Origin of the sequence: Mesorhizobium sp. WSM3626, assembly GCF_000513935.1 — a bacterium.
Lineage (GTDB): Bacteria > Pseudomonadota > Alphaproteobacteria > Rhizobiales > Rhizobiaceae > Mesorhizobium > Mesorhizobium salmacidum.
This window is the reverse complement of sequence record NZ_AZUY01000044.1, coordinates 1-22,703: the sequence shown is the minus strand read 5'-3', so window position 1 is coordinate 22,703 and position 22,703 is coordinate 1. Positions and strand designations below refer to the sequence as shown.

23 protein-coding genes are annotated in these 22,703 nt (G+C 62.6%); 15 read left to right on the top strand and 8 right to left on the bottom strand.

From position 1 onward, the window contains the following. Positions 1-16 precede the first annotated feature (16 nt). The 5 genes from M653_RS0124595 to M653_RS0124575 all read left to right on the top strand — a co-directional run bounded on the left by M653_RS0124595 (position 17) and on the right by M653_RS0124575 (position 4,197). Positions 17-205 carry a hypothetical protein gene (locus M653_RS0124595; RefSeq protein ID WP_027145720.1) on the top strand — a complete coding sequence of 63 codons (189 nt, stop codon included), beginning with the start codon at positions 17-19 and terminating at the stop codon, positions 203-205. Positions 206-430: 225 nt separating this feature from the next. Further along, a complete protein-coding gene (locus M653_RS0124590) occupies positions 431-1,384 on the top strand; it encodes a sulfonate ABC transporter substrate-binding protein (RefSeq protein WP_027145719.1) in 954 nt (317 codons plus the stop codon). 77 nt (positions 1,385-1,461) lie between these two features. Next, complete coding sequence (gene ssuD / locus M653_RS0124585; RefSeq protein WP_027145718.1) at positions 1,462-2,619, top strand: FMNH2-dependent alkanesulfonate monooxygenase; 1,158 nt, start codon at positions 1,462-1,464, stop codon at positions 2,617-2,619. After that, a complete protein-coding gene (locus M653_RS0124580) occupies positions 2,616-3,392 on the top strand; it encodes an ABC transporter permease subunit (protein ID WP_027145717.1) in 777 nt (258 codons plus the stop codon). The genes ssuD and M653_RS0124580 overlap by 4 nt, the downstream gene beginning before the upstream one ends. A gap of 7 nt (positions 3,393-3,399) precedes the next feature. After that, positions 3,400-4,197 (top strand): ATP-binding cassette domain-containing protein, encoded by a 798-nt coding sequence (locus M653_RS0124575; RefSeq protein ID WP_027145716.1) that lies wholly within the window; start codon positions 3,400-3,402, stop codon positions 4,195-4,197. A 48-nt stretch (positions 4,198-4,245) separates the two neighbouring features. On the opposite strand, the gene M653_RS1000000137400 is transcribed toward M653_RS0124575, so the two are convergent. Next, the gene (locus M653_RS1000000137400; protein WP_027145715.1) at positions 4,246-4,428 is read right to left on the bottom strand and encodes a hypothetical protein; all 183 of its coding nucleotides are present in this window, start codon (positions 4,426-4,428) and stop codon (positions 4,246-4,248) included. 309 nt (positions 4,429-4,737) lie between these two features. Here M653_RS1000000137400 and M653_RS0124565 point away from each other — a divergent pair, with 309 nt between their 5' ends. The 4 genes from M653_RS0124565 to M653_RS0124550 all read left to right on the top strand — a co-directional run bounded on the left by M653_RS0124565 (position 4,738) and on the right by M653_RS0124550 (position 7,907). After that, a complete protein-coding gene (locus M653_RS0124565) occupies positions 4,738-5,106 on the top strand; it encodes a septal ring lytic transglycosylase RlpA family protein (RefSeq protein ID WP_027145714.1) in 369 nt (122 codons plus the stop codon). A gap of 293 nt (positions 5,107-5,399) precedes the next feature. Continuing rightward, positions 5,400-6,677 carry a polyhydroxyalkanoate depolymerase gene (locus tag M653_RS0124560; RefSeq protein WP_027145713.1) on the top strand — a complete coding sequence of 426 codons (1,278 nt, stop codon included), beginning with the start codon at positions 5,400-5,402 and terminating at the stop codon, positions 6,675-6,677. 159 nt (positions 6,678-6,836) lie between these two features. Continuing rightward, positions 6,837-7,451: a transglutaminase-like cysteine peptidase gene (locus tag M653_RS0124555; protein ID WP_027145712.1), complete on the top strand. Its 615-nt coding sequence runs from the start codon at positions 6,837-6,839 to the stop codon at positions 7,449-7,451. A gap of 216 nt (positions 7,452-7,667) precedes the next feature. Then, a complete protein-coding gene (locus M653_RS0124550) occupies positions 7,668-7,907 on the top strand; it encodes a hypothetical protein (protein WP_027145711.1) in 240 nt (79 codons plus the stop codon). A gap of 96 nt (positions 7,908-8,003) precedes the next feature. On the opposite strand, the gene M653_RS0124545 is transcribed toward M653_RS0124550, so the two are convergent. From M653_RS0124545 to M653_RS0124530, 4 genes are read right to left on the bottom strand one after another with little or no spacing between them, the layout of a single operon-like run. Further along, positions 8,004-8,372, bottom strand: a complete 369-nt coding sequence (locus M653_RS0124545; RefSeq protein ID WP_027145710.1) for a helix-turn-helix transcriptional regulator — start codon at positions 8,370-8,372, stop codon at positions 8,004-8,006. Between the two features lie 22 nt (positions 8,373-8,394). Further along, positions 8,395-8,925, bottom strand: coding sequence for a Smr/MutS family protein (locus M653_RS0124540; protein WP_027145709.1), 531 nt, complete (start codon positions 8,923-8,925; stop codon positions 8,395-8,397). Continuing rightward, the gene (locus M653_RS0124535; protein ID WP_027145708.1) at positions 8,922-10,022 is read right to left on the bottom strand and encodes a murein transglycosylase A; all 1,101 of its coding nucleotides are present in this window, start codon (positions 10,020-10,022) and stop codon (positions 8,922-8,924) included. Before M653_RS0124535 ends, M653_RS0124540 begins: the two co-directional genes overlap by 4 nt. Before the next feature lie 21 nt (positions 10,023-10,043). Then, positions 10,044-10,751, bottom strand: coding sequence for a Tim44/TimA family putative adaptor protein (locus M653_RS0124530; RefSeq protein ID WP_027145707.1), 708 nt, complete (start codon positions 10,749-10,751; stop codon positions 10,044-10,046). A gap of 200 nt (positions 10,752-10,951) precedes the next feature. Between M653_RS0124530 and M653_RS0124525 the strand changes: the two genes are divergently transcribed. The 3 genes from M653_RS0124525 (at position 10,952) to M653_RS0124515 (ending at position 14,459) form a co-directional block, all read left to right on the top strand. Then, positions 10,952-11,449 (top strand): FxsA family protein, encoded by a 498-nt coding sequence (locus M653_RS0124525; protein WP_027145706.1) that lies wholly within the window; start codon positions 10,952-10,954, stop codon positions 11,447-11,449. 389 nt (positions 11,450-11,838) lie between these two features. Beyond that, positions 11,839-12,336, top strand: a complete 498-nt coding sequence (secB, locus tag M653_RS0124520) for a protein-export chaperone SecB (protein WP_027145705.1) — start codon at positions 11,839-11,841, stop codon at positions 12,334-12,336. A 482-nt stretch (positions 12,337-12,818) separates the two neighbouring features. Then, entirely contained in the window at positions 12,819-14,459 is a 1,641-nt protein-coding gene (locus M653_RS0124515) for an ABC transporter substrate-binding protein (RefSeq protein WP_027145704.1), read from the top strand. Between the two features lie 865 nt (positions 14,460-15,324). Here the strand turns inward: M653_RS0124515 and M653_RS1000000137395 are convergent. Beyond that, entirely contained in the window at positions 15,325-15,837 is a 513-nt protein-coding gene (locus M653_RS1000000137395) for a hypothetical protein (protein WP_027145703.1), read from the bottom strand. Between the two features lie 203 nt (positions 15,838-16,040). Here M653_RS1000000137395 and M653_RS1000000136895 point away from each other — a divergent pair, with 203 nt between their 5' ends. Next, entirely contained in the window at positions 16,041-16,514 is a 474-nt protein-coding gene (locus M653_RS1000000136895) for a hypothetical protein (protein ID WP_140715754.1), read from the top strand. After that, a complete protein-coding gene (locus M653_RS0124495; protein WP_156938258.1) occupies positions 16,511-19,240 on the top strand; it encodes a hypothetical protein in 2,730 nt (909 codons plus the stop codon). Before M653_RS1000000136895 ends, M653_RS0124495 begins: the two co-directional genes overlap by 4 nt. Before the next feature lie 28 nt (positions 19,241-19,268). Here the strand turns inward: M653_RS0124495 and lepA are convergent, their stop codons facing one another. Next, positions 19,269-21,074, bottom strand: coding sequence for a translation elongation factor 4 (gene lepA / locus M653_RS0124490; protein ID WP_027145701.1), 1,806 nt, complete (start codon positions 21,072-21,074; stop codon positions 19,269-19,271). 207 nt (positions 21,075-21,281) lie between these two features. Between lepA and M653_RS0124485 the strand changes: the two genes are divergently transcribed. Further along, on the top strand, positions 21,282-22,364 hold the full coding sequence (locus M653_RS0124485; protein ID WP_027145700.1) for a pilus assembly protein TadG-related protein: 1,083 nt from the start codon (positions 21,282-21,284) through the stop codon (positions 22,362-22,364). Positions 22,365-22,401: 37 nt separating this feature from the next. Here the strand turns inward: M653_RS0124485 and M653_RS01000000133385 are convergent. Next, on the bottom strand, positions 22,402-22,703 hold a 302-nt coding region (locus M653_RS01000000133385), incomplete at its 5' end, for an ISAs1 family transposase (RefSeq protein ID WP_032935988.1).

The window sequence follows — 22,703 nt, the reverse complement described above, 5'->3', positions numbered from 1 at the left end:
GAAAAGGAGAATGACGATGACCCATTCGACCGCCGTGTTGTTTGCCCATGTCGGCTCCTGGCTGCTCGGCCTTGCCTCCGACGAGAAAGCGGCAAGAGACGACCGCCCGCGATCGCCGACGCCGGTCCAGTTCCTGGCCGGGCACGACCGCCTTCCACCGCGCGACGAGAGTTTTTACTGGGCCTGGCAGTACTGGTCGCAGTGAGTGGCTGACGGGTGGCGACCCGTCGATGACAGGTCCCTTCCCGTGTAGGGAAGAGAGAGTTGCCAACGGCCTTGCCGCTCGATCGAGACGTGGAAAACAATTTCCTCTTGCCGATTCATCTCGCAAAATTCTTTCTCTACTAAATTTATAGACATACCTAGCCTGGTCCCACTCCGGTCGATCGGAAGTTTCTCGGCGCTGCCCGCGCATTGAAGGAGAGGGATCATGTTCAATCTGACGAGACGCGTTTTCGGCATCGGCCTCCTGGCCGCGACGGTCGTGCTGTCGTTCGGCGCTGCCGCGCAGGACCTGAAGCAGTTCAGCATCGGTTACCAGAAGACCGGCCTGCCGGTGATCGCCAGGCAGCAGCAGGTGATCGAGAAGGCGCTCGGCGACAAGGGCGTCACCGTGAAGTGGGTCGAGTTCACCGCCGGGCCGCCATTGGTCGAAGCGCTCAATGTCGGCGCCATCGATGCCGGCTGGACCGGCGACGCGCCGCCGATCTTTGGTCAATCGGCGGGCGCCAACATCGTCTATGCCGCGGCACTGCCGTCCAATGGCGATGGCGAGGCGATCTTCGTCAAGCCGGCCTCGCCGGTCCAGTCGGTCGCCGATCTCAAGGGCAAGCGCGTCGGCGTCGGCAAGGGCACCAGTGCGCACAATCTCCTCGTCGCCGCGCTGGAAAAGGCAGGCGTTGCCTTCGACCAGATCACGCCGGTCTATCTCAGCCCTGCGGATGCGGCCGCCGCCTTCGCCAGCGACCAGATCGATGCCTGGGCGGTCTGGGATCCGTTCTTTGCCATCGCCGAAACCCGCTACCAGCCGCGTGTGCTGGCCCGCTCCAGCGAGGTGCTCAAGGTCAACACCTATTTCCTCGCCAACAAGGATTTCGCCAAGGCGCATCCCGAAATCGTCACCACGACCATCGCCGCGCTTGGCGAGGCGGCGAAATGGGCGGACCAGAATCGCGATAAGGTGGCGCAAGCGCTGCATGAGGTGACCGGGGTGCCGCTCGACGCACAGACCATCGCCGCCAACCGCACCAAGTTCGGCGTCTTTCCGATCACCAGCGAGATCGTTGCCGGCCAGCAGGCTACCGCCGACCGCTTCTACAAGCTCGGCCTGATCCCCAATGCGGTGCGGATTTCCGACGCGATTTGGACAGCGCCGGGCAATTGATGTTGCGTCTCGCGGCGCCGCGTGGAGAAACGCCCGGCGCCGTTGCCGTTTATGCCTTGACCTCCAGGAGGCCCGCCTTGACCACGCCAGCCAAGCCACTCGATTTCTTCTGGTTCATCCCGACCCATGGCGACGGTTCCTATCTCGGCTCCGAGCAACAGCAGCGGCCGCCGGAGTTCGGATATTTCAAGGAGATCGCGCAGGCAGTCGACCGCCTCGGCTTCCCCGGTGTGCTGTTGCCGACCGGGCAGAACTGCGAGGATTCCTGGATCACCGCAACTGGACTGGCGACGCTGACCGAAAGGCTCAAATTCCTCGTCGCGTTGCGGCCGGGCGTGACATTGCCGACCTTCGCGGCGCGGCAGACGGCGGCGCTCGACCGTCTGAGCAACGGCCGCCTGCTGCTCAATGTCGTGGTCGGCGGCAATCCGGCCGAGCTTGCCGGCGATGGCGTCTTCCTGCCCCATGACGAGCGCTATGCGCAGGCGCAGGAGTTCCTGACCATCTGGCGCGGCCTGGTGTCCGGCGAGCGCGTCAATTTCGACGGCAAATATTACCGCGTCGAGAATGGCCGCCTCGACCTTCTGCCATCACAGGAACGGCCGCCGCTTTATTTCGGCGGTTCGTCCGATGCCGGGCAGGATCTCGCCGCCGATCTGGTTGATATGTATCTGACCTGGGGCGAGCCACCGGCGCAGGTCGCCGAGAAGCTGGCATCGGCGCGCGCGAAAGCGGCATCGCGCGGTCGCGAATTGCGTTTCGGCATTCGGCTGCATTTCATTGTTCGCGAAACCGAGGACGAAGCCTGGCGTGCCGCCGACCGGTTGATCAGCCACGTCACCGATGCCCAGATCGAGAACGCGCAGGCGCGGTTCCTCAACCAGATGGACTCGGTCGGCCAGCGCCGGATGGCCGAACTGCATGGCGGCCGCCGCGACAGACTGGTCGTCTCGCCCAATCTGTGGGCTGGCGTCGGGCTGGTGCGCGGCGGCGCCGGCACCGCGCTGGTCGGCACGCCGGAGCAGGTTGCCGACCGCGTCCGCGAATACCAGGCGATCGGCATCGATACGATCATCGGCTCCGGCTATCCGCATCTCGAGGAAGCTTATCGCGTCGCCGAGCTGCTCTTCCCCAAGCTCGGGCTCGGCACCAGGCGGCTCAAGCCGCGCGAAGACATCGCCAACGAATTCTCGGTCGGCTTCCATGGCGCGGCCCGCCTGCAGGCCGCGTCATGAGCTTTTCCGCACGCCTGCGCGGGAATGGCATCGGCTGGCTATTGCCGGTGCTGGTGATTGCCGGCTGGGAGGTGGCTTCCCGCGCGGGCGTCATGCCGGCCAACGTGCTTCCGGCACCAAGTGCCGTCGCCGAGGCCTTCTGGCGGTTGACGCTGTCGGGTGAACTGATCCGGAACATCGGCGTCTCGACGGCGCGCGCCCTTGCCGGCTTCGCCGTCGGTGGCTCGATCGGCTTTGCGCTCGGCCTTGCCAACGGGCTATCGACGCTCAGCCGCGGCCTGACCGACACCACGCTGCAGATGATCCGCAACATTCCGCACCTGGCGCTGATCCCGCTGGTCATCCTCTGGTTCGGCATCGACGAAGAAGCAAAACTGTTCCTGGTGGCGCTCGGCGTGTTCTTTCCGATCTACGTCAACACGCTGCTCGGCATCCAGAGCGTCGACCCGCAACTCGTCGAGATGGGCCGCGTCTACGGCATGGACCGGCGCGCGCTGTTCGTCCGCGTCATCCTGCCCGGCGCGCTGCCGGCGATCTTCGTCGGCCTGCGCTACGCCTTGGGCATCATGTGGCTGACGCTGATCGTCGCCGAAACCATCTCGGCCAGCTCCGGGCTCGGCTACATGGCCATGCAGGCGCGCGAATTCCTGCTGATCGATGTCGTCGTGCTGTCGATCCTGATTTACGCGCTGCTCGGCAAGCTCGCCGACAGTCTCGCCCGCCTGCTCGAGCGCCTGTCGCTCGGCTGGCATCCCGCCTTTCAGAACGGATGAGTATTCGATGCCAGCCGCCAGTCTGACCTCCGTCCGCTCCTTTGTCACCGCGCCAGCGCCCGCGCGCCCGGCGAGATCGGTCGAAGGCCGGCGCGCCTTCGCCTTCAAGGGCGTGGGGAAACGCTTTGGCGACAAGACCGTTCTCGATGGGATCGACCTCGACGTGCCGGTCGGGCAGTTCGTCGCCGTCATCGGCAAAAGCGGCTGCGGCAAGAGCACGCTGCTCAGGTTGCTCGCGGGGCTCGACCGGCCGACATCGGGATCGCTGACGCTGGCAGCCGAGGAAGAGGGCCACAGCCGCACGCGCTTCATGTTCCAGGAGCCGCGCCTGCTGCCCTGGGCCAGCGTGGTGAAAAATGTCGAGGTCGGGTTGACCGGCATCGCCTCCGGCTCGGAAGCAAGGCAACGCGCGCTCGGCATTCTCGGCGAGGTTGGCCTCGCCGACCGAGCCGATGAATGGCCCTCGGTGCTGTCCGGCGGCCAGAAGCAGCGCGTGGCGCTGGCCCGCGCGCTGGTCGGTCACCCGCAGGTCCTGGCGCTCGACGAGCCGCTCNGGGCGCTCGACGCGCTGACCCGCATCGAGATGCAGCAATTGCTGGAGCGTATCTGGATTGCCCAGAAATTCACCGCCGTGCTGGTCACGCATGATGTCGCCGAAGCGGTTGCGCTCGCCGACCGGGTGGTGGTGGTCAGCGGCGGCAAGATCGCGCTCGATCTGGATGTGCCGGTGGAACGACCGCGCCGCCGCGGTTCCGCCGAGCTTGCCCGTCTCGAAGGCAGGATTCTCGACCAACTGTTCGGTTAAGGTCATTTCGGAAAAGTATGAAACGACTTTTCGCGCCAAACAAGAGTTTCAGGGTGAACGGTTCGCCCACACCAGCCCGGCCAGGCCGGCCAGCATGGCGGCGAGACCGATATAGAGCCATTGCGACTGGCCGGTCATGAAGCTGCCGCCGACCACGCCGATGCCTTGCAGCGACCACAGGACACCCATGGCCAGAACGATCAAGGCCAGCAGATTTTTTGTCAGTCTCATTGTCTGATCCCGTTTTTCAAGTCGATCGATTGCGGCGCTATTGCCGTGATGAAAGAGCCGAAGGAAGTGGCCAGATCGTGCAGACTTCTATTTGAAGATCAACGCTCGATCTTGTCATAAAAGTCCTCCGTGCCGATCAAAACATGATCGGAACTGGTTTCGGCGCGCCAAAAAGTCCCTGACAGACTGTTACCCGATGACTCCAAACGTGTGATCTTGCCATGGAACCGCCAGATCACCGCCGCATTTCGTGCCTTATTCCTTTCCTAACGGCTGGGGTCTGTCAAAAAACGGAGCCATCCCCCAAATATGAAGACCCCAAAACAGACTGCGCTTGTCGCGGTAACGATCGCTGCTGGCCTGATGGTCGGCGCCTCCGCCACTTCGGCAACCGCCGCCGCCGGCCAGTGTGGCCGCGCTTCCTGGTACGCGCTGCACTCGAAAACCGCATCGGGCGAACGTATGAACCCCTTGGCGCTGACCGCCGCCCACCGCACGCTGCCTTTCGGCACCAAATTGCGGGTCACCAACAAGAACAACGGCCGCAGCGTCGTCGTGCGCATCAACGATCGTGGTCCCTTCATCAAGGGCCGCGTGCTCGACCTGTCGAAGGGCGCCGCCGGCCAGCTCGGCTTCATCGGCTCCGGTCAGACTTCCGTCTGCATGGCGCGCGTCTGATCTGATCGTCTCCTGGCCATGATCTCTGCCAACCGCGGGCCAGCGGAGCAAAACGGGAACTTTCCAAGATCATGGTCGGGTGTCCGGCGCGAAGGCCTGACACATATCCTACACATTTCGGCACTGCACATTGAGCCGGCTGTGCCGTCCGGCGCCGGTTTTCAAGGCTTTGGACGAAATTAGCATTAGTCACGCCACGTGACGTATTGCATCGCAGCAATTAGTTGTTAACTTCCCCGCGAGACATCTAGGGATCGGCGCTGTTCGCCGTCCCTTCGGTCGCGGGGTAACGGATGTTTTACCAGCTCTACGAAATGAACCACGCCGCCCTGCAGCCGGCACGGCTCTATGCCGATGCGGTCCGGTTGTTCTACTCCAATCCGCTCAACCCGGTTTCGCATACGCATTGGGGCCGTTCGGTCGCGGCGGGCGCCGAACTGTTCGAGCGCACCACGCGCCGCTACAGCAAGCCGCAATTCGGCCTGGACAAGACGGTGGTCGACTGGAAGAGCGTCGCTGTCACCGAAAAGACAGTCTGGTCGAAGCCGTTCTGCAATCTCGTCCGTTTCGAGCGCGCCGTTCCAGCCGGACGCAAGGCCGACCCGAAGCTTTTGATCGTGGCGCCGATGTCGGGCCATTACGCGACGCTGCTGCGCGGCACGGTCGAGGCGATGCTGCCCTATGCCGATGTCCATATCACCGACTGGGTCGATGCCCGCATGGTGCCGCTGGCCGACGGCAGCTTCGATCTCGACGACTATATCGACTACGTCGTCGACATGCTGCACACGCTGGGTCCGGACACGCATGTGATGGCCGTGTGCCAGCCTTCCGTGCCGGTGCTTGCGGCCGTGGCGCTGATGGAGGCGAAGGGCGACCCTTTCGTCCCTTCGACGATGACCCTGATGGGCGGGCCGATCGACACCCGCCGCAACCCGACCGCCGTCAATCTGCTGGCCAAGGAAAAGGGCATCGACTGGTTCCGCGACAACGTCGTCATGCGCGCGCCTTGGCCGGTGCCGGGCTTCGGCCGCGAGGTTTATCCCGGCTTCCTGCAGCTCTCGGGTTTCATGAGCATGAACCTCGACCGCCACATCATCGCTCACAAGGAGTTCTTCATGCACCTTGTGAAGCACGATGGCGACAACGCCGAAAAGCACCGTGACTTCTATGACGAATATCTGGCGGTGATGGACCTGACGGCGGAGTTCTACCTGCAGACCGTCGACACCGTCTTCGTGCGCCACGCCCTGCCCAAGGGCGAGATGACGCATCGCGGCACCAGGATCGATCCGTCGGTCATCCGCAACGTCGCCCTGTTCACGGTCGAGGGCGAGAACGACGACATTTCGGGCCTTGGCCAGACCAAGGCGGCGCAGGACCTGTGCGTCAACATCCCCGCCGACAAGAAGGCGCACTATGTGCAGCCGGCGGTCGGCCATTACGGCGTCTTCAACGGCTCGCGCTTCCGCTCCGAGATCGTGCCGCGCATCGTCGACTTCATCACCAGCTATGGCCGCCAGACCCGGGTGGCGGTGAAGCCGAAACTGGTCCGCACCGCCAAGCGATAGGCGGTTTTGAAACAGGGCCGGCCGCGGGTCCGATTCTGTTGCGCAAGTGCCGCTGTCCCTCCCCGCAGGTAACCATGCCGCAAATCAACTCGATGTCTTAATTGACACGGAGTGTAAATCGCCCTTAACGTTTCGTTAACAACAGGGCGAGCGGGGACAATGAATTCCTCAATCACGCGAAGGCTGCGCGTATGCGCGGCAGCCGGGCTGGCGTTAACGGGGGGCTGGATGACACCGGCCTGGGCTTCGGACGCGATGGCGACCGGGGGCCTCACCTCGCAGCCGATCGGCCATTACGATTTTTGCAAGCAGCGGCCGGGCGAATGCTCGATCCGCCCGGCCAATCTCGCGCCGGTGGCCCTGACCGACGGGTTGATGCGCAAGCTGGTCAACGTCACCGCCAGGGTCAATGCCGCCGTCAAGCCGATGAGCGACATGGACATCTACGGCAAGGACGAGGTCTGGGCCTATCCCGACAAGGGCGTCGGCGACTGCGAGGATTACGTGCTGGAGAAGCGGCGCCAGCTGTCCCGCATGGGCATGTCGCTCGCCGATCTCTTGATGACCGTGGTGCGCAAGCCCGACGGGGAAGGCCACGCCGTGCTGACCGTGCGCACGGACGGCGGCGACTATGTGCTCGACAATTTGACCGACAAGGTCAAGCCCTGGGACGAGACCGGCTACCGCTTCCTCAAGCGCCAGGCGATCGACAACACCGGCCGCTGGGTCTCGATCCGCGGCGGCCAGCAGGTTCTGGTCGGCTCGGTACAGTAGGGGAAAGCCGCCCGGTTAGGGCTGCGCACTCCCAGCGCTTCGTCATCCTCGGGTCTACGCGTCCGCTTCGCTCCCGCTCCGCCCGTGGATGACGAAGGCGAGGAGGCTCCGCCGCGCACCTCCGTCCAAAAAATTCGCACCTCTCCGTGAACCATTTCCGTTCGCCCGGCGACACACAGCCGTGGACGATAGAAACCCAAACCATGGAGACCTCGAATGACTGCTTTTCTGCGCAAGACCCTTCTCGCCGCCGCTGCCGTTTCGGCCCTGACCGGATCCGCTCTGGCCGGCCAGACCATTCCAAGCTGCGCCAACACCAACCTCAACGACCTGTGGGCCGGCCGCTGTTGCGGCGCCGCCGGCGCGTCGGACTGCCTGGGCGGCGGACATGGCGGCCAGGATCATGGCGACCATGGTCGCGGCGGCAATGGCGGCAGCACGGCCGGCAAGAAATGATCTCACCACGGCTGCCCGCCGGCTGCGCGCCGGCGGGCGCTGTCTTGCGATCGGGCGATCGCCCGGCCGCCGCAAAGTCCGGGCGGAAACCCGATTCTAGGATCGCCGGCCGAGTGCCGCGCGGATCGACGCGGTGATGCGCAGAAGCGCGGCCTCATCCAGCTTTTCGATGTTCTCGGCCAGAAGATTGGCAAGTTCGGTGGCGGCGGGGGAAAGACCCGACGTATCGAGTTTCACGCGCGGATGCGAGGTTTCAGCCAGCCGCGCCAGTTCCTCGGCGTCGTCCCAGATGATGTTGAAATAGCCGATGATCTTCTGGATCAGCGTCCAGGTCGGCGCGCCGCGCCTGCCATGCTCGAGCGCCGACAGATAGGCGGCGCTGACGCCGATCGCCGCCGCCATGTCTTTCTGGCTGACGCCGCGTTCGGCCCTCAGCGTCCGCAGCTTCTCACCGAACGGCGTCATGCGCCCGGCCTCCTGAGAGCCCTCATGAGCGTGCCCGCCGCAGCCTGATGTAGAGCGCGCCCGAGCCGCCATGGTTGCGGGCGGCATGGTCGTGGCTGGAGACCAGCGGCCGGAACGCCGGTGTCGACAGCCAGGCCGGCACGGCGCGCCGCAGGACGCCATCGCCGCCCGAGGACGACCCCTTGCCTGTGATGACCAGCACATAGCGGACGCCGCCGGCATGCGCCCGGTGCAGGAACGAGAACAGCAGCGAATAGGCCTCGTCCTGCGTCATGCCATGCAGGTCGACGCGGCCCTCGATCGGCAGCCGGCCTTTTTGCAGCTTGTCCAGCGTCGGCTCGTCGAGCCGGTGCGTGACATGCTGGACCTTCGGCTTTGCCGCGCCAGCCGGCCCGGCGGCGGGCTGGGCCGGTTGCGAGGGCGTCGGCCTGGCATCGACGGCCAAGTCTGGAATGTCGACGGCGGCGCGGCCCTTGAGCGGCTTGGCGGTGCGCGCCACCAGGTTCCACAGCACCCGGTCATCCTCGCTGAGTTTATCCGGGCGCCTGCTCATTTTGCGCCCCCGGCCAGCGCGCGTGGCACCAGCACGTAAAAATCGGCGGCGTTGCGCACCACCCCGGCGATCTCGCCGGCGGCGTCGCCCGAGCCGGCGAACAGGTCGCCGCGCGCCGGCCCGGTGATCGCCGAGCCGGTGTCCTGCGCGATCATCAACCGCCGGAACGGTCGTTTGTCGAAGGCGGCAAGCGTCGGCGCGTCGATGTAAAAAGGCGTGCCGAATGTGTGCAGCAGGCGGTCGACGGCCATCGATCGGCCCGGCGTCAGCGGCACCTTGGCGGCCGCGATCGGCCCCAGCGCCGCGTCGTCCACCGCGGCCTCGCGAAAGAAGATATAGGAGCGGTTCTGCCACAGGATCTCGTCGACCCGCTCCGGATGCGCCTTGAACCAGCCGCGGATCGACTGCATCGTCACCTCGGCGAGCGGAATTTCGCCCAGCTCGCTCAGGATTTTGCCGGGCCCGGTGAAGCGCTGGCCGGATTTGGCGGCGTAGGTGACGCGGCAAAGCCGGCCATCGGTCATGGCAAGCCGCGCCGCGCCTTGCACATGGATGAAAAAGGCGTCGACCTTGTCGGCCAGCCAGGCGATCTCCAGCCCCTGGCCGGCGAGCGCGCCGCGCTCGATCGCGCCACGGTCGGGATATTCGGTCAGCCCGTCGGCGGTCCGGCGGGCGAAGGCAAGGTAAGAATCCATCCCGGTGGGCCGATTGGCATCGTCGACATCGACGAGGTCGGCCGGACGCGACAGCAGCGGCACGGCAAAATGCTCGCTCCGCACCGGCGAGGCCTCGACTTGCGGCTCGTAGAAACCGGTGACGAGGCCGGTGCCGGTCTCCGGCCGGACCAGCATGGGCACGAAATGACGCTCGAAGAAGGCGCGGGCCTCGGATCGGTTCGCCGGCGCGGCGCCGCGCGCTTGCGCATAGGCCTCGGCGAAGGCGCCGAAATCGACACCCAGCGCACCGCTGCGATAGGGTTTTACCGGCACGTGGAAGGCGGAGCGGGCAAAGGCCTCGAAGGCCGGCAGATGGTCGTCGTCGCCCCAGCCGGGCAGGTCGCCGAAGGACCTTTCAACAAGGAGAGGCGACAGCGACACCGGAGCCCGCCTGTTCCGGACTCAATCTTCTTCTTCGGTGGCGACGAGCTTCCAGTTCGGATCGCGCGAGCGCGTGTCGCGGGCGAAGGTCCAGACATCCTTGACCTCGGCCACCGTTTCGGGGTCGCCGTCGATGACCGTGCCGGCCTGGTCGCGCGTCGCCGAGATCAGCTCGCTGATGATGCGCAGCGTCACATGCGCCTCGCCGCCCTTCATCTCGGCCGAGACGATGTCCGCCTTGTCGATGCCGACGAAGGAGGACTGGATTTTTTCCGACTTGGCCTCGCGCTCGCCGATCGCCGCGACGAAGCCGTCATAAACCTCTCGCGACAGAAGGTTCTTCAGCGTTTTGCGGTCGCCGTCGGCATAGGCCATGACGATCATCTCATAGGCCATCTTGGCGCCGTCGACGAACCCCTTCGGGTCGAAGGACGGGTCATTGTCCTTGATCGCGCGCAGGCCCTTGTTGAGATCGGTGTCGGGCTTGGCGAAGGCGTCGATGGCCGTATAGGTGTCGGCCGGCGCCAGCTCGCCGGGCCCCCGCTTGCGCGGCAGCGACACCACGTTTTCGGGCTTCTGCGTGGCGTCCTTGTCGGTGCGCGCCGCCGTGTAGGGATCGAAGGGCGGCCGCTCGCTACCGGTCCGACGGCCCAGCACGTTGCGCAGCTGGAAGAAGATCACCACCGCCGCGATCAGGAAGAAAATCGTGCCGAAGTCGAAGAAGCCCATATTTTCCGCCAATCAATCCCTGCCTCTAGGCCGGACCGTCCCAGCCAACAGGCCGCGGTCGCATAGCGTTCACCATTCAAAGCATATAGAACGCAAGGCGCAATCATTCAAATCAAAGGCAGGCATACCTATCTAACAGCCTCCGTGCCAGCGGCGATTGGTCGCCGGCGGGACAAAACAATCGAATGGTCGGTAAAGACTTGCGCATTTCGCTGCTTCCCTTCTTTCTCCTCGCGCTTCCGCTGCTGGAAATCGCCGGTTTCGTCGTCGTCGGCCGCGAGGTCGGCGCGCTGGCCACGGTCGGCCTGGTGCTGGCCTCGAGCTTCGCCGGCGTGCTTTTGCTGCGCCACCAGGGTTTCGGCGTCATGACCCGCATCCGCGCCGAGATGGCCGCCGGCCGCGACCCCAGCGGCCAGCTCGCCCATGGCGCCATGATCGTGGTCGCGGCGATCCTTTTGATCATCCCCGGCTTCATCACCGACATCATCGGCCTGCTCCTGTTCCTGCCGCCGGTGCGCGACCTTGCCTGGAGCAGGCTTAAGGGCCGCATCGTCGTGGCCACCGATTTCTCCACCGGCGGCTTCCGCCGCCAGCGCGACAAGGTCATCGACCTCGAAGACGGCGACTATTCGCGCGAGGACGACCTGAAGCGCGGTCCGGACCACAATTCGCCGTGGCGGCGGCTGAAGGACGATTGAGGCTTCTCATCGTCATACTGGGGCGGAGCAAGGAGCGGAGCGACGCGGCGTAGACCCCAGGATCCGTGCCGTGACATGGACGCGCTGCGACGGTGCAGAATTTTGCTCTGCTCCAACTCGAAGTCCGTCGCGGCGAAGTCACTGGCAAGTTGTGCGTCGGCCATTCGGCTGCTTCGAGCCGCTGCATTCCTTGGCCGGTGTCGCGGCATGGATCCCAGGGTCTCCGCGACGCCGCTGCGCGCCTGCTTCGCCCGGGGATGACGACGCGACAAGCAAGGCGGCAAACCTTGTCTTGTCATGCCGGCCATGGTAGCGAACGCCCGATTTCAATTCGGTCAGCCCCGATCATTCGGTGAGCGAGACTGCCTAGGGGAAAAGGATATCGGCTCATGGCCAGCAATGATGACGCGCCGGTCGGCGCCAATGGCAACGGCAACGCGACGCAGCCCTCGCTCAACGTCCTGGCCCAGTATGTCAAGGACCTGTCCTTCGAAAGCCCCGGCGCGCCGAATTCGCTGCGCGGCCGCGACAAGGCGCCCGGCATCGCCATCAATGTCAACGTCAATGCCAACCCGCTCTCCGACAAGCAGTTCGACGTCAACCTGACGCTGAACGCCAAGGCCTCCTTCGACCAGGAAGTGCTGTTCAACGTCGAGCTGGTCTATGGCGGCGTCTTCGCCATTTCGGGCTTCCCGCAGGAGCACATGCTGCCGATCCTGTTCATCGAATGCCCGCGCCTTCTGTTCCCCTTCGCCCGCCAGATCATCGCCGAGGCGACGCGCAATGGCGGCTTCCCGCCGCTGATGCTCGACCCGATCGATTTCGCGCAGATGTTCCAGCAGAAGATCGCCGAAGACCAGGCGGCGTCGCAGACTAAGGTGAGCTGAGGCTCGGCTGATCGGAATAGCTTGAGAAACCCGGCCTCGCGCCGGGTTTTTTGTTGGCGTTATCCCCTTTGTCATCCTCGGCAACGCTGGCGGGACAGCACCCCCCTCTGGCCTGCCGGCCATCTCCCCCGCAAGGGGGGAGATCGGATGTCGTGTTTTGCCTTCGCCGATCTCCAACGTCTCAGAGTCGGCCGAGCGCTGAAGCCGCCAATCTCCCCCCTTGCGGGGGAGATGTCCGGCAGGACAGAGGGGGGTGTGAAGGAACTCGGCGGTCGACCAGTTCTGAACCGTCCGGCTCCCCTGCCAACCCTGCGGAGCGCCGCACAACTCCTGCGGATTCCAGAACATTTCGCCACGTTACCCCGCTTTATCATTCCCTCAGCAATGGCGCCCCGGCGGTCGCAGCCGCCCCGCGTTGGCGAGCCTGTGCATGACCGCTGGGCACCTTGGGCGGCATGCACCAACAAAAGAGGGAAACGACGATGAAATTCATGCTGACCGACCGCAAGCTTCACCCGCGGGCCAAACCCGTCGCCGACGATTTCAGGACCGGCGGCATCAGCCGTCGCGAATATCTGGCGCTGATGGCCGGGCTCGGCGTCAGCGCCGCCGGCGCCTTTGCCCTGGGCGGCATCGCCGCGACGCCGGCCCGCGCCGCCGAGCCGAAGAAGGGCGGAACCTTGCGCGTCGCCATGAACGTCAAGGGCTTCAAGGACCCGCGCACCTTCGACGGCGTCGAAATGTCCAACGTCGCGCGCCACTGCAACGAATATCTGGTGCGCTGGAACACCGATTTTTCGTTCGAGCCCTGGCTGCTGGAAAAATGGGAGATGAGCGACGACGCCAGGACGCTGACGCTGCATGTGCGCAAGGGCATCACCTGGTCGAATGGCGACGCCTTCAATGCCGACGATGTCGTCCACAACCTCACCCGCTGGTGCGAGGCCGGCGTTGCCGGCAATTCGGTCGCCGCGCGCATGGGCGCGCTGGTCAATGCCGACACCAAGAAGGTGGTCGATGGCGGCATCGAGAAGGTCGACGACTTCACCATCAAGCTCAATTTGCCAAAACCCGACATCTCGCTGATCGCCGGCATGGCCGACTATCCCGCGCTGATCATGCACCGCTCCTATGATGGCGATGGCGACCCGATGAAGGCGCTTGCGATCACCACGGGCCCCTGCGAGCTGGTCAAATGGGACGCGGAGACTGGCGCGGAGGTCAAGCGCAAGGACAAGCCGTGGTGGAGGGGGGAGTTCTACCTCGATGGCATCCAGTGGATCGACTACGGCTCCGACCCCAACGCCATGCTGTCGGCGTTCGAATCCGGCGAGATCGACACCGACCACGAGACCGCTTCCGATGCCGTCTCGCAGACCGACAAGATGGGGTTGAAGAATTCCGAGATCGCCACGGGGTCCACCATCGTCGCCCGCTTCAATGTCGGCAATCCGCCTTATGACGACGTCAAGGTGCGCCGCGCCGCCCAGCTCGCCGTCGACAATTCGGCCGTGCTGAAGCTCGGCCTCGATGGCCGCGGCAAGCCCGCCGACAACCACCATGTCGGCCCCATGCACCCCGAATACGCCGATATCGGCCCGGCCAAACGCGATGTGGAGCAGGCCAAGAAACTCCTCGCCGACTCCGGCAAGGCGGACCACGAATACGAGCTGATCTCGGTCGACATCGAATGGCAGAAGAACACAGGGGACGCCATCGCCGCGCAGATCCGCGAGGCCGGCCTCAAGATCAAGCGCACCGTGCTGCCCGCCGCCACCTTCTGGAACGACTGGAGCAAGTTCCCCTATTCCTGCACCGAATGGCTCGGCCGCCCGCTCGGCGTCCAGGTGCTGGCGCTGGCGTACAAGTCCGGCGCCGCCTGGAACGAAAGCGCCTATGCCAACAAGGAATTTGACGAGCTGCTCGACAAGGCCCTGGCCATGCCCGACCCCAAGGCCCGCAAGGAGATCATGGCCAAGATCGAGCAGAATTTGCGCGATTCAGGCATCATCATCCAGCCCTACTGGCGCTCGGTCTACCGCACCTACCGCAAAGGCATCGAAGGCTGCGAACAGCACCAGGCGCTGGAACAGCATTTCGAGAAGGTTTGGATTGAAAGCTGAGGCGGGCGCCTCTTCCTTCCCCCTTTGTGAGGGAAGGTGGCCTCGCGAAGCGAGGTCGGATGAGGGGTGTTCCAGCTTGGCAACATTCGTTTGACTGCGAGCACATCGAGGCGACGCGAAACCATCACCGCCTCACTCCGTACCGCACTCGTCTCGGCGCTGCGCGCCGATCCACCTTCCCCCACGAGGGGGGGGAAGGAAGAGGCGCTGCGCCCCAGCCGAACTCACCGCGCCGACTTGAGCAGCGTCCGGATCCAGCCTGCGAAGGTCAGCATCAGGGAGCTCCGAACAATGCGGAGCGCCTTTGGCCCACACTCATATGTTTTTTGGGGAAGATGGCCGGCGCGCATGCCGGTGAGACAATTGCCTGAGCCCCGCGCCGGCCACTAGCGACCTGATGAAGGTCCGCCGCCCGATTTATGTACCGGGCCTATGCCGGGTGATCAACCGAGCCGGGCAGTCGGTATGAATTCGTACCAATCCGGGATTATCGCGCGACCGGCGGCAACAGGCTCTCGGGAAACGGCGAACGTTTCTGGTGTGGGCAGACCGACACTGGACACGCGACAGCCGTCACGGCCGAAAGCTTCTCGCGCTTGCTCAGCGTCGGCTTCGCATAGATCTTTTTCATGCCGGCAGTGGCGCTGGCCTTTCCTTCCCCCCTTGCGGGGGAAGGTGGATTGCCGCGAAGCGGCAAGACGGATGAGGGGTGTTCCAGCTTGGCGGCACCATCAAAGACCGCACCAAATCGGCGCGCAATACGTCACCGCCCCACTCTGTACGACCCCTCATCCGTCTCGGCGCTACGCGCCGATCCACCTTCCCCCACAAGGGGGGAAGGAAGAGGCGTCGCGCCCCTCCGCCCTCACCGTTCAGGCCTCAGCAGCGTCCAGATCCAGCCGGCGAAGGTCAGCACCAGGAAGGGATAGCCGGCGGCCGGCAGCGGCGCCGAGGTCGGCAGCAAGGGCGCGCCCCACAGCACCATGCCCACCGACACTAGGAACAGCACGGCGGCGATGAACGCAGTCAGCCGCATCCACAGCGCAAAAGTTTTCGGCGCGCTGACCATGATCAGCGCGGCCGCCCAAAGCGAGATGCCGCCGACATAGGAAGGCACGCTGGCCTGCAGCCCTGCTGCATTGCCAGCCAGAAGCAGGCTCTCGCCGGCGAGGAAGGTCAGGAAGCCCGCAGCCACGCAATCATTGCCGAGGCGCTGGTATTTCATCGTGAGAAGTGCGGCCGCCACCACCAGCGCCACGCCATCGATCGCCCACAGCGTTTCGCGCAGCGCATTGCTCGCCACGAAAGTGCCAGCAAGGCCGAAGATGCCGCCGATGGCGAGACCGAGGGAGGCGACGGTGTCGGAAGTTGAGCGCATGTGATGTCTCCCCAAGCCGGGAAAAGAATACGCTAAGGCGCAGACAAGGTGAAGCACGGCGATGCAACCGGACCGCGGTGCTGCGCTTGCAAATCGTGTAGCGTCATACCGCATTTGTGTGTTGTAACCTTTTGTGGCTTCTGAGTCGTGCGTACAAGCCATCTGGCAGTGGCTTTGGCCCAAACGAGAGTAGAAACTCACTCATGCTGAAAGTGCTTCAGGACGAACATCGTAAGAACTTCTGGAATTTGCTCGCAAGCATTTCGGCCACCCGTAAGGCAAAAGCGCTAGGGGAGGTTCCTTCAGCCAGCGCCACCAACCTCCTTCATTTCTATGCCGCAGAGGTCGGCCTGAAGTACCTCTTGAGTAAAAGTGCAAAAATACCATTTCGACATGAAATCACTGGAAAGGTCGAACATGTCGAATTTTTTAGCCATAGAATCGTAGATATGATTGCCCGTTTGAAGGTGCCGGCGGCTAGAGTTCCTGCGCCACCTAAAGCGACCTTTAGGTGTGTGCCTGGCTTTAACGATGGTACTGGGGGGCAGCGATTTTCGCTAGGCGAAGCTCATGAGGCTTGGAGATACGGGTTAACAATCGACGTCGCTGATGAAGTCAATATTACTGGCTATCTGGCACATGTTACCGCGTACTTGGAGAAGGAATTGCCCAAATGATTGTGCGCGACTCTTTGCGAGTAGCCGAACTGATTTCTTGGGTGGATGTTGCAAGGAGATTGTACAGCATTGATCCCATAGGTGGTCCGTTGTCCCCGCCCAACGGGCTGATTTCTACATCTGCTTATTGGAGCGGATTGGAAGTCGTCATCACGCGAGATGCTGACGAAACCGCAATGCGTGATTGGCTCAAAGCAGTGTTCGGCAGTTGGTTGAATGTCGCAGACGGGCATGAAATGCGCATAGAGCTTTCGGCGCCGCATGGCATGGAAACGCTCCCGGTAGTTATTGTTCGGAGCCAAGAAACCCAATCTACAAAAAAAACCTTTGAGCCGAGTGCCGCCCTTAATGGGGAGCGGTATTTTGATATCGACTTCCCGCCCCGAACAGACAAAGGCGGGCCACCGATATTCGCGTTCCACAGTGTTAAGGGCGGTGTTGGAAGGACAACTACGGCGTTGGCGTTTTCACTCGAATTGGCAAAAGAGAATACTGGGCCCGTCTTGCTAGTGGATGCTGACTTCGAGGCTCCGGGAGTCAGTTTTCTGCTCCAGAGCAGAAAGGCTGGCTTTACGATCTCGTTGGAAGACTTGCTAGCGCTTGCTCATGCTGATCGATCTGATGGTTTTGAAGCTACTATCGACTTCGTTGCAACACGAATGGTCGACCAACTGGTAAATGGAATCTATGTGTTGCCTGTTAAGCGCCTGCTTGACGACCTGTCTGGTTTTGCTATCCGGCCCGAAAATTTGCAAGCCGCTCGCAGCGACGACCCCTTCGTCGTGCCGGACTTGGTCCGCGATCTTGCAAAGCATTTAGGTTGCCAAGCGGCAGTCGTGGATCTGCGCGCAGGTTTGGTTGATGTCTCGATCCAGTTTCTCGCCGATCCATCTGTTGACCGAGTTTTCGTCTCGAGCACTTCCGGACAATCCGTAGCGGCGCTAACGAGTATGATGCGGACGCTCGGAATGCTCGAAGAACAGACTGGCGTCCCAGGACGTCAACCGTTCGTATTGTTTAATCAGCTTCCGATATCACGTTTTGGGGATTTTAAATATCGCGGTGATCTGGCAGGACAGCTCACGTTAAGGGCGGCTGAGGATTTCGCTTCCTTCGCCGATAATGACTATACAGAGGCGAGCCCTGTCGCGGTCGGATTTATTCCGCATCTAGCCGAACTTATAGGCATGTCAGGCGAATGGGATACTTTCGTAAGAGAGCTTTCTGCATCTAGCTTTCTCCCGCAGCTCAAATCTGAAATGGCAAATTGGTCAGGATGGGAAGCGTTCAATGACTCAGGTCGACAACAGCCGATAGCTGCTGCGCCACCGCAAGACGCGGACAAACGGTGTCGGAAATTAGAAGAATTTGCTTTCAAGTTGACGTTTGCAGAGACTGCTGATGAGCTTGCGACGCCGCTTGTGACTCCACCCCTTGAGAGGCTTGCCACCGACTTCTTGAGTCAGCCGCCCGTGGTGGTCGTCGAGGGAGCTAAGGGAACGGGAAAGACGCTCACAGCACGGTTCCTCTTGGAGCGCAGAAGCTGGAAAGCCGCAGTAGCAGCCTTACAAACCACAAATCAGAGTTCGTTCGATGGTCCATTCATACCCATGTTCGGTTCTCTTACCAGCGACAAGATTACGTCGCTTGTTGCCGACGGAAGGACTCGAGCCAGTGGGGGGCTCGAAGGTGGCAAGCCTTCAACGCTGTCTGAAACAACACAGGCAATTCGCGGCCAACTGGTGTCTTCGCCACAAACCAGTTGGCTAGATTTTTGGCTGTCGCAAATAGCAGGCTCCGCAGGGTTCCACGGCGGAGGGGCTTGGTCTGATTTTATTGCGGCAGCAAAGAAGTCGGCGGTCCGGCCAGTCGTGCTGATAGAAGGGCTTGAGGAAGTTCTCACTGATCCGTTCAACCGGCCGAACGAGGCTGCGGCTCTTGCTTCACTTCTGGTAGACGTACCATTGAGGCTGAGGGAGGAGGCGGGCCGACCGGTCGGTTACATTGCGTTCGTGCGTGCAGACATGATTCAAGCCGCGATCACTCAGAATTCAGCGCAGTTCCGTGCAGTCTTTTCTAACTATGCCCTAACTTGGCGCGACATCGATATAAAAGAATTGGTAGTGTGGTTAGTTAGCAACAGTGGAGCGATCCCAGGTCTATGGGCCGGTGACTGGCGACTTTCCCACTCCTCACCTGAGTTGCAAGAAAACGACCTGCGGCGCATATGGGGAATGAAATTGGGCCGGGACGACAGCCGCGAAGCGAGGACGACTGAATGGGTTATTTCCGTGCTCACGGACCTTACTGGTCGACTCACCGCTCGCGACCTTGTTCGCTTCGTTAGTGAAGCGGCTAAGCATTCACGAGGAATAAGGCTTGAAGATAGGCTATTGGCTGCGTCTGCGCTGAAAACCGCAGTCGACTTTACGAGCGAAAAGAAGGTGGAGGAGTACCCGAAAGAGGTAACGCAACTTGAGGTTATCTTCGATAAATTCAAGAAAGCACCTGGTTTTGTTACACCATTCACACGCATAGAAGCGCAGACGGTCGGGTTGTTTGATGCCGACTTGGAGAGCTTGGAGAAGTACGGAGTCGCCTATCAAGAGGACGGGCGCTTCGAAGTCCCAGAATTGTTTAGAATCGGCCTTCAGATGAGGCGTGGCGGGGCTAGGCCAAACATCATTAGTTTGACTAGGCGAGCACGTGAACGAGCGCGGGCGTGATCGCAGAGCCGCTTCGAGTCCGCCCCCCTCAATCGCCCATCTTCAGCGCCTGGATAAACGCCTCCTGCGGAATATCGACCTTGCCGAACTGCCGCATCCGCTTCTTGCCCTCTTTCTGCTTGTCCAAGAGCTTGCGCTTGCGGCTCACGTCGCCGCCGTAGCACTTCGCCGTGACGTCCTTGCGCAGCGCGGAGATGGTTTCGCGGGCGATGACCTTGCCGCCGATCGCGGCCTGGATCGGGATCTTGAAGAGGTGGTGCGGGATCAGCTCCTTCAGCTTTTCGCACATCTGTCGGCCGCGCTTTTCCGCCGCCGTGCGGTGCACCAGCATCGACAGCGCGTCGACCGGCTCCTCATTGACCAGGATCGACATCTTCACCAGGTCGCCCTCGCGGTAGTCGGTCAGGTGGTAGTCGAAGGAGGCGTAGCCTTTTGAAATCGACTTCAGCCGGTCGTAGAAATCGAAGACGACTTCGTTGAGCGGCAGATCGTAGGTCAGCATGGCGCGTTTGCCGACATAGGAGAGGTCGGCCTGGATGCCGCGCCGGTCCTGGCAGAGTTTCAATATGCCGCCGAGATAGTCGTCGGGGGTCAATATGGTGGCGCGGATCCATGGCTCCTCAATCGCGGAGATTTTCACCACGTCGGGCATGTCGGCCGGGTTGTGCAGTTCCTTGACCGAGCCGTCATTGAGCAGCAGCCGGTAGACGACGCTCGGTGCGGTGGCGATCAGGTCGAGGTTGAACTCGCGCTCCAGCCGCTCCTGGATGATTTCGAGATGCAAGAGGCCAAGGAAGCCGCAGCGATAACCGAAGCCGAGCGCGGCACTGGTTTCCATCTCATAAGAGAAAGAAGCGTCGTTGAGGCGCAGTTTGCCGACGGCGGCGCGCAGATCCTCGAAATCGGCGGCGTCGACCGGGAACAGGCCGCAGAACACCACCGGCTGTGCCGGCTTGAAGCCGGGCAGGGCATGCGCGGTCTGGCGCTTGTCCTCGGTGATGGTGTCGCCGACGCGGGTGTCGGCCACTTCCTTGATCGAGCCGGTGAAGAAGCCGAACTCGCCGGGGCCGAGCTCCTCGACATTGATGCGGGCGGGCGTGAACACGCCGGTGCGCTCGACCAGGTATTTCGCGCCCGTGCCCATCATGCGGATGGTCTGGCCCTTCTTCAGCACGCCGTCGATGATGCGCACCAGCACGATGACGCCGAGATAGGCGTCGTACCAGCTGTCGACCAGCATCGCCTTCAGGGGTGCCGTGGCGTCGCCCTCGCGCGGCGGCGGCAATTGGTGGAGGATGGCTTCCAGCACGTCGGGAATGCCGAGGCCTGTCTTGGCCGAGATCAGCACGGCGCCCGAGGCGTCGATGCCGATCACCTCCTCGACCTGCTCGCGGATGCGCTCGGGCTCGGCGGCCGGCAGGTCGACCTTGTTCAGCACCACGACGATCTCGTGATTGTTGTCGATCGCCTGGTAGACATTGGCCAACGTCTGCGCCTCGACGCCTTGGGAGGCGTCGACGACCAGCAGCGAGCCCTCGCAGGCGGCCAGCGACCGTGACACTTCATAGGCGAAGTCGACATGGCCGGGCGTGTCTATCAGGTTGAGGATATAGTCCTCGCCATTGTTGGCGCGGTATTTCAGCCGCACCGTCTGCGCCTTGATGGTGATGCCGCGCTCGCGCTCGATGTCCATCGAGTCCAGCACCTGCTCTTTCATGTCGCGCAGCTCCAGCCCGCCGGTGGACTGGATCAGGCGGTCGGCAAGCGTGGATTTGCCATGGTCGATATGGGCGACAATGGAAAAATTGCGGATGTGGTCGAGGGGCGTGCTCATGCCGCGCGCTTTAGCAGGGGCGGCAATCGGCGGCAAGGCTTGCGGCGCAAGGGCTGCCTTGCGGGTCACAAAGCGGTGAGATCGGCCGAAAAATCGGGAAAACCGGCCCGCGGGCGAAGAATGCGTAAACTTTGATCGATCACATTAGACCTTGGTTTGCCGGCTGTGTGGTAATTGCACGAACGCTAATGTCTGTTGGGGGTCGAAATGTTCAGGATCTTGCGCGGTTTTGCCCGCTCCCGCAGCGGGTCGATGATGCCGCTCTTCCTGGTGATGCTGATGCCGCTGATCGCGGCCGTCGGCTTCTCGGTCGACTATACCAGCGCGGTCCAGACCAAGTCCAACCAGCAGCAGGCGCTGGATGCCGCGATCCTGACGATCACCACCATGGACACCACGGCGACACTTTCGCAGCGCCAGACGATGCTCCAGGATTCCTTCGTCGCCAACGGCGGACAAGGCAGCGCGACGCTGACCAACTTCGTGGGCGGCACCGCCACCACCGCCACCACCGCGCGGGCCACGGCAAGTTTCGCCATGCCGACCGTTTTCATGACCATCGCCAGGATTGACACCGTACCGATCGGCGTGGCCTCGGCGGTCAGCAAGCCGCCGGCGCTGGTCAAGGCGGACTTCAAGGTCACCGGGGTGTCGGGTTACTGGAACAAGACGATGACGCTCTACGGTACGCAGTTCGGTGCGACGGTGGCCAAGCCGCTGATGACGATCGACTACGTCTATGGCAAGACCGGAGACCCGAAGGGCTATGGCACCACCACCGCCAGCATCCTTACGACTGATTCAACCGGCAAGACCGTCGCCACGGTGGCCCAGACGCAGGTCTGCAAGCTCGCCGGCTCCAACCCGCCCGCTGGTGCGGTGATCCAGACCGACAAGTTTCTGACGAAATTTTACTGTGTCGACACGATGTATCCNGCCAATGGGACCGGCGCGTCCATCGATGTCAGCCAGATGGGTGGCCTCAGTTTGCAGATGTATGTGCCATCAGGGAACCCGCAATACCTCAAGTCGAATGATCCGGCCACCTCCAACCGGCTCTACAACGGGATCAAGGATCCGACGACCAACACGGTCAACTATGATGAGATCGCGACCGGCCAGGTCGTCGATATCTTCGGCCTCGTGCCTTGCGGCTCGACAGCCTATCAGGCCTGGGAAGACGGCGGCAACTCGGTTCCGGCGCCTGTCGGCAACGCCGACTTTTTCTACAACGTCACCGGCAAATGCGACTTCAACAAGCGGCCCTCGGACACTGCGCTGACGCAGTGATGTAGACGCGTCTTCCTTCTCCCCGTGAACGGCAGGGCTATCGCATATGAGTGATGGCATTGATGAGATAGTCGTCATTCCAGGCGCATTTCTTGATGCGGTGGCTGATGGGGACTTTGTCTGTATCGGCGATCTGGAGGATGTTTCTGGCGATGCGGTTGAAGAGCGCGGTGTTGGCNGGGGCATTGTCCTTGCGGGCGCGGCTGAGATCCTCGGCGAGATGCACGTCCAATATCCAATGCAGCCCGTTCTCGATCTGCCAGTGAGCTCTGGTGAGATCGAGCGCCTGGGCTGGCGACAGCAGGCTGGAGGCCATGAACAGGCGCGTCAGCGGCTTGG

Excerpts from the sequence above, each read along its gene's own strand:
- M653_RS0124595 (WP_027145720.1), top strand. The coding sequence starts at position 17 with ATGACCCATTCGACCGCCGTGTTGTTTGCCCATGTCGGCTCCTGGCTG.
- M653_RS0124590 (WP_027145719.1), top strand. The coding sequence starts at position 431 with ATGTTCAATCTGACGAGACGCGTTTTCGGCATCGGCCTCCTGGCCGCG.
- M653_RS0124580 (WP_027145717.1), top strand. The coding sequence starts at position 2,616 with ATGAGCTTTTCCGCACGCCTGCGCGGGAATGGCATCGGCTGGCTATTG.
- M653_RS1000000137400 (WP_027145715.1), bottom strand. The coding sequence starts at position 4,428 with ATGAGACTGACAAAAAATCTGCTGGCCTTGATCGTTCTGGCCATGGGT.
- M653_RS0124565 (WP_027145714.1), top strand. The coding sequence starts at position 4,738 with ATGAAGACCCCAAAACAGACTGCGCTTGTCGCGGTAACGATCGCTGCT.
- M653_RS0124560 (WP_027145713.1), top strand. The coding sequence starts at position 5,400 with ATGTTTTACCAGCTCTACGAAATGAACCACGCCGCCCTGCAGCCGGCA.
- M653_RS0124555 (WP_027145712.1), top strand. The coding sequence starts at position 6,837 with ATGAATTCCTCAATCACGCGAAGGCTGCGCGTATGCGCGGCAGCCGGG.
- M653_RS0124550 (WP_027145711.1), top strand. The coding sequence starts at position 7,668 with ATGACTGCTTTTCTGCGCAAGACCCTTCTCGCCGCCGCTGCCGTTTCG.
- M653_RS0124545 (WP_027145710.1), bottom strand. The coding sequence starts at position 8,372 with ATGACGCCGTTCGGTGAGAAGCTGCGGACGCTGAGGGCCGAACGCGGC.
- M653_RS0124540 (WP_027145709.1), bottom strand. The coding sequence starts at position 8,925 with ATGAGCAGGCGCCCGGATAAACTCAGCGAGGATGACCGGGTGCTGTGG.
- M653_RS0124530 (WP_027145707.1), bottom strand. The coding sequence starts at position 10,751 with ATGGGCTTCTTCGACTTCGGCACGATTTTCTTCCTGATCGCGGCGGTG.
- secB (WP_027145705.1), top strand. The coding sequence starts at position 11,839 with ATGGCCAGCAATGATGACGCGCCGGTCGGCGCCAATGGCAACGGCAAC.
- M653_RS0124515 (WP_027145704.1), top strand. The coding sequence starts at position 12,819 with ATGAAATTCATGCTGACCGACCGCAAGCTTCACCCGCGGGCCAAACCC.
- M653_RS1000000137395 (WP_027145703.1), bottom strand. The coding sequence starts at position 15,837 with ATGCGCTCAACTTCCGACACCGTCGCCTCCCTCGGTCTCGCCATCGGC.
- M653_RS1000000136895 (WP_140715754.1), top strand. The coding sequence starts at position 16,041 with ATGCTGAAAGTGCTTCAGGACGAACATCGTAAGAACTTCTGGAATTTG.
- M653_RS0124495 (WP_156938258.1), top strand. The coding sequence starts at position 16,511 with ATGATTGTGCGCGACTCTTTGCGAGTAGCCGAACTGATTTCTTGGGTG.
- lepA (WP_027145701.1), bottom strand. The coding sequence starts at position 21,074 with ATGAGCACGCCCCTCGACCACATCCGCAATTTTTCCATTGTCGCCCAT.